This is a genomic window from Streptomyces sp. KR55 (assembly GCF_052245645.1).
Lineage (GTDB): Bacteria > Actinomycetota > Actinomycetes > Streptomycetales > Streptomycetaceae > Streptomyces > Streptomyces flavusporus.
Map to the genome: position 1 here is coordinate 1 of NZ_JBQQCE010000399.1, position 9106 is coordinate 9106.

The following is a 9106-nucleotide window of genomic DNA, read 5'->3' on the forward strand; positions in this document are numbered from 1 at the left end:
GCAGTCGCCGATTGCGGGGGGTCCGGCCGATGCGTTCGGTGATCCGGCCCTTGAATTCCTGTGCATTGTGCTTGATCGTCTGTACGACGCTCATGACTGTCCTCTGCCTGTCCGCTGGATGGGCTCCCGCGCGCGATCGCCGTACAGGCGGTCGTTCCCGCGGGGGATGGGGCGTGGAGTGGATTACCTGCGGCTGCGGCTGTACCGGCGCCTGCCACCGTTGCGTCCGCGCACGGCGAAGCCGACGATCCAGAGGACCAGCAGGACGGCTGCGACCCACCACAGGATCTGCAGGGTGAAGCCGAACCCGAAGACCACCAGGATCACCAGAAGGAGAAGAATCCAGAACATTGCCGGGCCTCCAGATCGCGGGGATTTCCTTGATTCCGCGGGGTCCGGGCGAAGCGGGAAGGTGGAATGCTGCGGCCGAACAATCCGGAGTGGCACAGCCCTACGCCGTGCTGCCAGTCAACGCCCGGCAACGTCCCTTGTCAACGCAGCGCCGACACTGAGGAGTTCTGGGAGCTGGGCAGGAGCCGCCGGGGTGAACGGAGCCTCGGCGGGGGCTTCGGCCGACTCGGTCGGCGGCGTCGGCAGGATGTGGTCCTCCCACCAGGACAGGGCCATCACGGTGGCGAGCAGGACGAAGGGGGTCGAAGCGAGAACGATCAGCGCGTACATGTGTACCGCCTGGTGTGGGATGCGTGCGACGCGGCGGGCAGCAGATCGGTGCCCGCTCGGGGCGCGACCGGGATCGCGTGACGATGGGCGCGTACGGGAACGGCCTCGTTCGTGACGCGGCGGGTTCCGGCACCGATGCGCAGGGTGCGCCCCCTGGGGAGCGCGCTGGCGGTGCGACGCTGCCGGGGGCAGGGGCGGCATGTCGCACGCTAGACCTCGCCGCAGCTCCCCAACAGGTCTCAAGCAGCCATCCATGCCGGGCAGGACGCGCTTACGTCGCACGGTATCCACAACCGTTGGACAGGGCTACGCTGTGGGGCGAGGCCCCAGTCCCCGGTATCGATGCTGTGTCCCGCTCCCGGGGAGGCCCACCGTGTTCGTCCTGCTCCTCATTCTCATCGCGTTCCTGTTCGGCTTCGGCTTCCTCAATCCCATCTGGTGGGTGGCTGCGGCGGTGCTGGTCTACGCCGCATCCCAACACGGCCGCGATCGTGGCGGAGGCCGGAGCCCTGGAGGCAGTTCCGATCTCGGGGACTACCGGGACTACCAGGAGCGCCGGAATCGTCAGGAACGCTGGGACCGCCGCTACAGCCGTCAGAACCGGGCGCGCTGGCGGCGCGAGGACCGTCGGGACCGCGAACACCGCAGGTGACCCGTGACGTTACCCGGTGGCCACGGGTTCCGGGACGGCGACAGCCATGCCGGACGCGTCGAGATCGTTGAGAGGTGTATGCCATGCAGCGCACCAGCGTGATCCAAGAGGAGTGGTGGGATCTGCGGGCCGAGGCCACGTGGGGGAACGCGTCGGCGGGACAGGATGTCGTGGCGCTGCGCGCCGAGAACGATCAGCTGCGGCGGGCGCTGGCCGGCCGTGCGGTCATCGACCAGGCCCGCGGCATGGTGATGGTCCTGACTCCCTGCCGCCGCGGGGCGGCCAGGGACCTACTGGTGGATGTCTCTCGGCAGTGCAACGTCAAACTTCCGGAGGCGGCCGCGGCCCTGGTCGCCGCCTGGGAGGGCAAGCCGCTCCCGGTGCGGATGCAGCGTGCGCTGCGGCGATTTCACGCAGAGAACCAGAGGTGCAACTCACGACCGCCAGGCGGGTCGTCCAGGTAGGGAGAGGTCATGATTCACGCAGCCGACGTCCGAGAATGGCGCAACCTCGATGTCGTCGACACCGAGTCGCACAAGATCGGTGTCCTGGAGGCGGTCTATGTGGACACCACCACCGATGAGCCGGCCATGGCCACGATGCGGACCGGACTGCCCACCCGGCACCGTCTGGTCTTCGTCCCTCTTGAGGACGCGATCGCCCGGGCCGGGCTATCTCAGGGTCGGCTATGTCAGAACGCTGGTGAAGCAGGCCCCCTCGATCGGCACCGACGGCGTGTTGCCCGCCGAGCAGGAGGAAGCGATCTTCAAGCACTACGGACTGCCCTACAAGCCGGGTGCGGCCGGAGAACGGCAACTGGCGCGCCGCTGACCACCTATGGACGGGATGACTGCCCTGTGAGGTACGGACCATGCACCAGGTGACCCCGCCCCGTGAAGAACAGCGGCTGTTGACGGTTGTGCCTTCGGCGGGGGACGCGGCTTTGCTGGCCGAGGTCGTCGAACTGCGCGCCAGGAACGAGCAGTTGGGGCGGGCGCTGGCGAGCCGTGCGGTGATCGACCAGGCGCGCGGCATGGTGATGGCCCTGGCGCCGTGTTCCAACGACCGGGCCTGGGACCTGCTGGTGGACGTGTCGCAGCACTGCAACATCAAGCTACGTGACGTGGCTGCGGCTCTGGTCGCCACGACGAGGGACCGGACGCTCCCGGAACCGATACAGCGGGAGCTGCGCCGAGCATTGCGGCGCCTCCATGCGGCGGACCGGAGATGACGGCGTGCGCGCCCAACGGACGGCACCGGGGGCTGCGAGCTCAACTCTCCGGTGCCTTCGTCCAGGACGGCCGTCGGACGCCTCTGGTGTGTAGCCCGCCTCGTGGATCCCAAACACCGGTGGTGCGGTTCCTCGTCCGTTCTGCCCTGATCACTGCTTCGCTGTCGACACTTCGCCGGAAGGCATGACAGGCCCACCGGCCCTCTCCGCTCCACATCCCCTGTAGGCAGGCGCAGTTGCCCCTGTTTGAAACCGGGCTGCTCGGGAACTCGTTCGATGTGCTTCAGACCGGAGGCACGCCCGTGGGAGCAGCTGTCGCTGCTCCCCAGCGTGCTGCGGTCCGACGGCTCCCACGGTGAGCGACGCCACCGATCAGGGAGACACGTGCCCATGCCGTACGCACGCACCCAGAGCCCACGAAGCGCATACCGCTACGACGACGCCCCGGACACCGATGCCGCGTTCCGCCGTATCGCGGCCCTGCCGGACGGCCCGGAGAGGACCGCGCTGCGGCAGGAGGTGGTGTGCGCCTGGGCGCCGATGGCCGTACGTCTCGCCCGGCGCTTCCGTCATCGCGGCGAGTCCTTCGAAGACCTCAAGCAGGTCGCCCAACTCGGCCTGGTCAAGGCGGTGACCCGCTTCGCCCCGAGCCTTGGCAGCGCTTTCCCGAGCTTTGCCATACCGACGATCCTGGGCGAAGTGAAACGGCACTTCCGTGACCACCTCTGGGGTGTGCACGTACCGCGACGCGTACAGGAGCTGCGCAGCCAGGTCCGCTCCGCCGGCCACGAGTGCGCTTCGCTCTACGGCCGCGAACCCTCCGTCCACGAGATCGCCACGCACACCGGCCTCACCGAGGCGGAGGTACGGCTGGGCGAGGGAGCGCTGGAGAGCTTCACCTCCCTGTCCCTGGATGCCGTACCCGGTCGCTCCGAGCACAGCCACCCACTGACCGACACTTTCGGTGGCACAGAGCCCGGCTTCGACCTGATCGTCAACCGTGAGGCGCTCCGCCCGCTGCTGCGGGCACTGCCCGAACGCGAACGGCAGATCCTCTACATGCGGTTCTTCTGCGAGATGACGCAGAGCCGCATCGCCCTGCAGCTCGGTCTCTCGCAGATGCACGTCTCCCGGCTGATCATCCGCACCTGTGCGCGCCTGCGCGACCAGGTGATGGCCGAGGCCCACGATCGCAGGAGGACAGTGTGACGACGTCCCGGGTGCACGGGCGGCGCCGGACCGCCAGGGGGCGGTGTGGGCCGTTCCCTGTCGCCGGCGGTGCCCTGCGGACAGGGGCGATGCCGTTCGTCTCCATCGAAGCGGGCCCCGGCAAGGGCGTGGGTCAGGACCCCAGACCGGTGAGGGGTTCGGAACTGTCGATGAGGGCACGGGCCACATCGGCCAGGCGCCGGTTGTGGGCGCGGGCGTAACCGCGCAGCGCGCTGAACGCCTGCTCCATGTCGATGCCCTGGCGTTCGGCGAGTTTCCCCTTGGCCTGTTCGATCAGTACCCGGCTGTTCAACGCCGTCTGCAGTTGTTCGTTGAGCACCGTGCTGCGCTGAGCGGTGCGTTGTTGCAGCAGGCTGATGGTGGCGACATCGGCCAGGGCCTGGGCGACGGGTGTGGCGGCCGGGTCGAAGGGGCCGGGGGTGGTGCGGAAGAGGTTCAGGGCGCCGACGATCTCGTCCCGTAAACGCATGGGCAGGGCCTGGACTGCCCCGAACCCGCTGCGCTGGGCCGCCACCGCGAAGCGCGGCCAGCGGGCGGTCACCGTACCGAGGTCGGGGACGATCACCGGTACGCCGGTACGGAAGCACTCGAGGCAGGGGCCTTCGTCGTTCTGGAGCTGGAAGAGCTCCAGCAGGCGCACCTGTTCGTCGGAGGCGGCCATGACGCGGAGTTTGCCGTCCCGGTCGGCGAGCAGCACCCCGGCTGCGCTCGCGTCGAGCATGCCGACGCAGCGGTCGGTCAGCAGGCGCAGGAAATCGATGAGGTCGAAGTCGGCGACGAGATTGTCGGCCAGTTCGACGAAGGTCTTGGACAGAAGCTGTTGGTCCATCGTGGGCACCCTCGATTGAGACTAGTCCCTGCCCGAAGGGGCGGGAAGTGCGGCACGTTCCTCGGCCGGGACCGAACGTCAGGTTTCCTCCTCGGCCTGATCCGGCTCCGCGTCCGGGGAGAAACGAAGCCGTCGGGCCACCACATCGGCGGCCACGTCCGCGAGCCGGCGTCCCTGCCCATAGGCGTAGGCGCGGAGCCGGACGAAGGCTTCTTCGATGCCGACTCCGAGCTGAACCGTGAGCATCCCGCTGGCCTGGTCGATCTCCGCTCGGTATGTGCCCAGGTCCTCGAAGCTGCGGTCCGGCATCGGCCCGTCGGTCGGTGCGCCCGTCTCGTCGATTCTTGTGTCGAGCAGGAGCAGCGTTGCGAGATCGGCGAACGCCAATGCGTCGGCCAGTTCCTCCGTGTTCAGTACGGTCGGAATGCTGGCGTACAGGTCCAGAACTCCCGGGCTGATCGCCCCCTTCTGCAGGGGGAGCGAGAACACCGCGCGGGCTCCGGCTTCCAGGGCCGCGTCGGCGAACACGGCCCAGTGATCCTGAAGTTCAGTGGTGAGCAGATCGGGTGTCAGGACGGCCGAGCCCCGTACAAAGGCGTCCACGCAGGGCCCCTCACCCAGCGTGAGCTGGAGCTCTTCCAGTTGCTCGCTGATGTCGTCGGTGCTGCACAACGGATGGCTCGCCGCGGCCTTGGACATCGCCGACAGCCCGGCCCCGCCGACCGGCAGCGCGGCCACAGCCGCGGTGCAAACGTCCACCACACTCACCCGGGCACCTCGTCGGACCGCCTGCTCGGCCACCAGCATCCGAATGCGGGCCGACCGCCTGTCAGACCCCACTGGGGCCACCGCCTCCAGGCATCGTGACAAGGCCCTCCAGCCTCGCCGTGGTGCGTTCCCCGAGGGGAAATACCAGCGCGCGGAACGTGGTGGCGCCCGCCGGCCTGCGAAGCTCTCCGATGTCCAGCCACCCCCAGGAGCGGAGCGCAGCGAGGGTTGGGCGATCGGCCCGGTCCACCAGGGCGGCGCCGAGCGATGCCTGATGGTCGGTCAGCAGCCGCTCCTGCACACGATGGGCGAGTTCCCGGTCCTGAGGGTGCGGCCGGATCAGGATGTCGGCGAACGCGAAGACGTTGCCGGACACTGTGAGTTGCTCGATGCTGCGCGGCAATGCTCTGTCGAAGCCGAGCCACCAGGAGCCGTCGCCGCGTACCGGGAATCCGAAGGCGCATCCCATCAGGCTGTCCGTCTCGGCGATCACCATGGCGAATCCCGGTCGGCGCATGTCCGCGGTGAGACGGTTCAGGAAGTTCTGGCGGCTGGGACGGCGGTATGGATCACCCGGCGCTGTTGCGCGGCACTCCACATACAGAGCCACCAGATCCTCACGCAGGCCCTCCACCAGCCAACGGTTCAGCCGACGCAACCGCACCGGAGCCACGGCGGACGGCTCGCCGTCCCCCGGCTTCCGTGACTGTCCCCGCCCGGGTTCGGCCGTCATCGCACATCGCCCGAGAGAACAGGCGCAAGCGGGACAGACCGGTGCGGCGGGGCTGGAAGGGGCGCGGCCGGGGTGTCGCCGAGAGGAGGTGGCAGGTGGCTGAACGGAAGGCCGAGGAGCAGGAACTCGCAGCCGGCGAGGTCGAGAATCCGAGCCGGCGTCGTCGGCGGATGATGCAGTCGCAGGGTCCCACCGGCCATGGTGGTCTGCTGCGCAGCGTGGAGGAATGCGTTGAGTCCGCTGCAGTCGCAGAAGGTGACGGGGTGAGGTCGACGTCGATGGTGCGGATACGGTCCCGCAGGCACTGCTCCAGGGACACGCGCACCAACGGCGCGGATTCGAGCTCGATCTCACCGGCCAGGGTGATCAGCGCCTGCTTCCTTCGGTCATGGCGGTAGACGGTGAGCTGTGAGAGGGGCATGACGCCTCGGTTCGGAAGACCATCCGGCAGCGGGCACGGTGGGCCGGAGTTCCGGCCCCCTGGGCGCGCTCCCGGGAGGGGCGTATCTTCGGCGGAGGCAGAGCAACGGCCGGTCCGACAGCCTGCGCAGCAGGACAGAGGACCCACCCAGTTCTCTCCAGGGATGCGCCGGGTGACAGACGAAGAGTCCGCACCAGGCAGCCATCTGGGTTCAGCAACAGCATGCCGCCGGGGTCTGGGACGTCTACACAGCAGCGTAGTCCTCGCGTCGTGTGACGGATGGTCCGAAGCAGCCCAATCCCAGGATATGGACGGTGCAAAAAACGCGGTGGCGCGTGTGTATCCGAGGCACCGCACGGTACTCGTGCATGAAGTACTCATGACGGCCGCCCGAGTAGGGCACTCCGTGCACCGCCCCAGGAGGTGGCTCGCATGACGGAGCCGAACAGTTCAGTTCTGCGGAAGCCTGATCCGGCTGAGTCCCACCCTGGCCTGGGCACGATGCTGCCGGCTGCGTCGGAGCGCCGTGGCAAAACGACCATCGCGGACGGAGTGGTGGAGAAGATCGCCGGGATCGCCGCACGGGAGGTCCCCGGAATCAACGCACTGGGCGGTGGATTCACCCGCACCATGGGAGCCATGCGCGACCGGGTCCCGGGCGGGCGCCCGAGCGCGGGGCGCGGTGTCAACGTGGAGGTCGGTCAGAAACAGACCGCCATCGACCTCCAGGTCGTCGTGGAATACGGGGTGAGCATCACCGACGTCGCCGCAGAGGTCCGCGAGAACGTGATCGCGGCGGTGGAACGGATGACGGGCCTGGAAGTCGTCGAGGTGAACATCGCGGTCAACGACGTCCATTTGCCGGACGAGGGCAGTCCGGAGACCAGTGAGGGGCGAGTGCATTAGGGCGACGCCTCAGAAGCGGTAGGCGCGATCGGAGGTACGTGCCCGAACCCTGGGTGACGGGTGGTCCGGTTCAAGCACTGGGCCGCCGATGCTCCCGCCAGCGGCAGTCCTCGCCTGTGTGCCCAAACGCTCCCCTCGTCAGTCGCCCTTCTCTCTTACGAACGTCGGTGATCACACGGCTGCGCGCCAGCCGGATCCGGTTCCACTCGCTGCCGTCCTCAGGGGCATACTGCCGGGCCGCGTCGAAGGCCCTGCGGTAGCGGGCCCGCTCCTTGTCGCTCGGATCCGGGATCCGAAGGAACCGACCAGCTTGCTGCACTTCCGCGATCAACGCCGCTCCGACTTCCGCAGGGGACGGCCGTGGCGGCTTCACAGCACGCGCCGATCGACATCGCCGGGATGAGGCCGCAGCTGATGCGTGAGGGGCAGTGCGTTCTTTGGACTCGGGCGTCAAGGAACGTTGCGTGCGCGGAGCCCGCTCCGGCCGGTCCGGAAGATGGCCGTGCTCCAGGTAGAAGCGTCCGCGTCAGCGATCTCCGCCTGCCACTTCCCATCCTGCTTCGGAAGACCGCGGGCAGAGGGCCGGCTCATCAACTCCTTTCTCGGCGTCGCCGTTCCGGCCCGGTCCATCACAGGAGCACACGATCGGAGCCGGTGTCCGCGAGGAGCCGTGCGGTCTGCGGGGACGGGTGGTGCAGCCGGAGGGACGCGTGGGTCTCGGCGGCGTGCCGCGACGCGTCGAGGAAGACGCGCAGGCCGCTGCTGTCGCAGAGGCCGACGGTGGTCAGATCGACGTCGATGGTGGTGATGCCGTCATGCAGGCACCGCTCCAGAGCGGTCCGCACCTGGGGTGCGGTGGCCGGGCCGATCTCACCGGCCAAGGTGATCAGTGCTCGCCCGCCCCGGTCGTGCCGGTAGATGTTCAGCCTGTTCTTGCGAGGAACCCCGGGCGTTCACGCCCGTGAGGAATCGCATCGCGGGTTGGGCGGCGCGGAGCGCCGCCGCATCGCTGGGGAATGCTGCCCCGCTCAGGCGGGGCGCTTCTGGTTCTCGATGTACTCCTTGATAACCGCCAGTGGTGCGTCGCCGCATGATCCGGCGAAGTAGGACGGGGACCAGAAGTGTTCGTGCCACAGGTATGTGCGGATGTGGTCGTTGAACTCCTGGCGGAGGAGGCGGGCGGAGACGCCCTTGAGCGAGCCGACCAGCCGCGACAGCGCGACCTTGGGCGGGTAGTGCACCAGGAGATGCACGTGATCGCTCTCGCCGTTGAACTCACGCAACTCGGCGCCGAAGTCGGCGCACACGTCACGCATGATCTCCTCGCAGCGCTGGAGAATCTCGTCGGTGAACGGGCCGCGCCGGCACTTCGGTGTGAAAACCAAGTGCGCGTGGAGGATATAGACCACGCTACGACCCCTGCGGATGTCAGGATTTTGCCCCTATTGAGGCGACAAAGATCCTATGGTGAGATCTGTGAAGATCGTGCGGCAGGTCAAGCTCGTGCCGGATGCCACGCAGGCACCAACGCTTGAGCGCACCCTGCTCGCGATCAACGAGGCGGCCAACTGGGTGTCCGCCACCGGCTTCGAGCACTTCGGGCTCAAGGCGTCCGTCCGTGAGCTGCGCAAGCTGTGTTACGGCGAGCTCAAGGC

General features: G+C 68.2%; 12 protein-coding genes and 1 pseudogene. 6 read left to right on the forward strand and 7 right to left on the reverse strand.

Annotated elements, in window-relative coordinates; all coding sequences use genetic code 11:
• Window positions 1-183: 183 nt before the first annotated feature.
• A complete protein-coding gene (locus tag ACTWQJ_RS39200) occupies window positions 184-351 on the reverse strand; it encodes a hydrophobic protein (RefSeq protein WP_224734197.1) in 168 nt (55 codons plus the stop codon).
• Between the two features lie 117 nt (window positions 352-468).
• Window positions 469-681: a hypothetical protein gene (locus ACTWQJ_RS39205; protein ID WP_443311206.1), complete on the reverse strand. Its 213-nt coding sequence runs from the start codon at window positions 679-681 to the stop codon at window positions 469-471.
• A 373-nt stretch (window positions 682-1054) separates the two neighbouring features.
• Between ACTWQJ_RS39205 and ACTWQJ_RS39210 the strand changes: the two genes are divergently transcribed.
• The 5 genes and pseudogenes from ACTWQJ_RS39210 (at window position 1055) to ACTWQJ_RS39230 (ending at window position 3773) form a co-directional block, all read left to right on the forward strand.
• On the forward strand, window positions 1055-1333 hold the full coding sequence (locus tag ACTWQJ_RS39210) for a hypothetical protein (protein ID WP_443311207.1): 279 nt from the start codon (window positions 1055-1057) through the stop codon (window positions 1331-1333).
• Between the two features lie 83 nt (window positions 1334-1416).
• Window positions 1417-1797 (forward strand): ANTAR domain-containing protein, encoded by a 381-nt coding sequence (locus ACTWQJ_RS39215; protein ID WP_443311208.1) that lies wholly within the window; start codon window positions 1417-1419, stop codon window positions 1795-1797.
• Between the two features lie 9 nt (window positions 1798-1806).
• Window positions 1807-2164 (forward strand): annotated as a pseudogene (locus tag ACTWQJ_RS39220) (PRC-barrel domain-containing protein).
• A 40-nt stretch (window positions 2165-2204) separates the two neighbouring features.
• Window positions 2205-2564, forward strand: coding sequence for an ANTAR domain-containing protein (locus tag ACTWQJ_RS39225; protein WP_443311209.1), 360 nt, complete (start codon window positions 2205-2207; stop codon window positions 2562-2564).
• Window positions 2565-2954: 390 nt separating this feature from the next.
• On the forward strand, window positions 2955-3773 hold the full coding sequence (locus tag ACTWQJ_RS39230; protein ID WP_443311210.1) for a SigB/SigF/SigG family RNA polymerase sigma factor: 819 nt from the start codon (window positions 2955-2957) through the stop codon (window positions 3771-3773).
• A gap of 133 nt (window positions 3774-3906) precedes the next feature.
• Here ACTWQJ_RS39230 and ACTWQJ_RS39235 read toward each other — a convergent pair whose 3' ends face one another.
• The 3 genes from ACTWQJ_RS39235 to ACTWQJ_RS39245 all read right to left on the reverse strand — a co-directional run bounded on the left by ACTWQJ_RS39235 (window position 3907) and on the right by ACTWQJ_RS39245 (window position 6124).
• Window positions 3907-4623, reverse strand: a complete 717-nt coding sequence (locus ACTWQJ_RS39235) for an ANTAR domain-containing protein (RefSeq protein WP_443311211.1) — start codon at window positions 4621-4623, stop codon at window positions 3907-3909.
• A gap of 78 nt (window positions 4624-4701) precedes the next feature.
• Window positions 4702-5391, reverse strand: a complete 690-nt coding sequence (locus ACTWQJ_RS39240; RefSeq protein WP_443311212.1) for an ANTAR domain-containing protein — start codon at window positions 5389-5391, stop codon at window positions 4702-4704.
• Between the two features lie 61 nt (window positions 5392-5452).
• Window positions 5453-6124, reverse strand: coding sequence for a hypothetical protein (locus tag ACTWQJ_RS39245; RefSeq protein ID WP_443311213.1), 672 nt, complete (start codon window positions 6122-6124; stop codon window positions 5453-5455).
• Between the two features lie 853 nt (window positions 6125-6977).
• On the opposite strand from ACTWQJ_RS39245, the gene ACTWQJ_RS39250 reads away from it, so the two are divergent.
• Window positions 6978-7451 carry an Asp23/Gls24 family envelope stress response protein gene (locus tag ACTWQJ_RS39250; protein ID WP_443311214.1) on the forward strand — a complete coding sequence of 158 codons (474 nt, stop codon included), beginning with the start codon at window positions 6978-6980 and terminating at the stop codon, window positions 7449-7451.
• A 629-nt stretch (window positions 7452-8080) separates the two neighbouring features.
• Here the strand turns inward: ACTWQJ_RS39250 and ACTWQJ_RS39255 are convergent.
• Both ACTWQJ_RS39255 and tnpA read right to left on the reverse strand, forming a co-directional pair.
• The gene (locus ACTWQJ_RS39255; protein WP_443311215.1) at window positions 8081-8332 is read right to left on the reverse strand and encodes an STAS domain-containing protein; all 252 of its coding nucleotides are present in this window, start codon (window positions 8330-8332) and stop codon (window positions 8081-8083) included.
• Window positions 8333-8479: 147 nt separating this feature from the next.
• Window positions 8480-8878 (reverse strand): IS200/IS605 family transposase, encoded by a 399-nt coding sequence (gene tnpA, locus ACTWQJ_RS39260; protein ID WP_443311216.1) that lies wholly within the window; start codon window positions 8876-8878, stop codon window positions 8480-8482.
• Window positions 8879-9106 lie beyond the last annotated feature (228 nt).

Bases quoted from the DNA above. Each gene is read 5' to 3' on its own strand.
- ACTWQJ_RS39230 (WP_443311210.1), top strand. From the start codon at position 2,955: ATGCCGTACGCACGCACCCAGAGCCCACGAAGCGCATACCGCTACGAC.
- ACTWQJ_RS39200 (WP_224734197.1), bottom strand. From the start codon at position 351: ATGTTCTGGATTCTTCTCCTTCTGGTGATCCTGGTGGTCTTCGGGTTC.
- ACTWQJ_RS39215 (WP_443311208.1), top strand. From the start codon at position 1,417: ATGCAGCGCACCAGCGTGATCCAAGAGGAGTGGTGGGATCTGCGGGCC.
- ACTWQJ_RS39205 (WP_443311206.1), bottom strand. From the start codon at position 681: ATGTACGCGCTGATCGTTCTCGCTTCGACCCCCTTCGTCCTGCTCGCC.
- ACTWQJ_RS39245 (WP_443311213.1), bottom strand. From the start codon at position 6,124: ATGACGGCCGAACCCGGGCGGGGACAGTCACGGAAGCCGGGGGACGGC.
- ACTWQJ_RS39225 (WP_443311209.1), top strand. From the start codon at position 2,205: ATGCACCAGGTGACCCCGCCCCGTGAAGAACAGCGGCTGTTGACGGTT.
- ACTWQJ_RS39250 (WP_443311214.1), top strand. From the start codon at position 6,978: ATGACGGAGCCGAACAGTTCAGTTCTGCGGAAGCCTGATCCGGCTGAG.
- ACTWQJ_RS39235 (WP_443311211.1), bottom strand. From the start codon at position 4,623: ATGGACCAACAGCTTCTGTCCAAGACCTTCGTCGAACTGGCCGACAAT.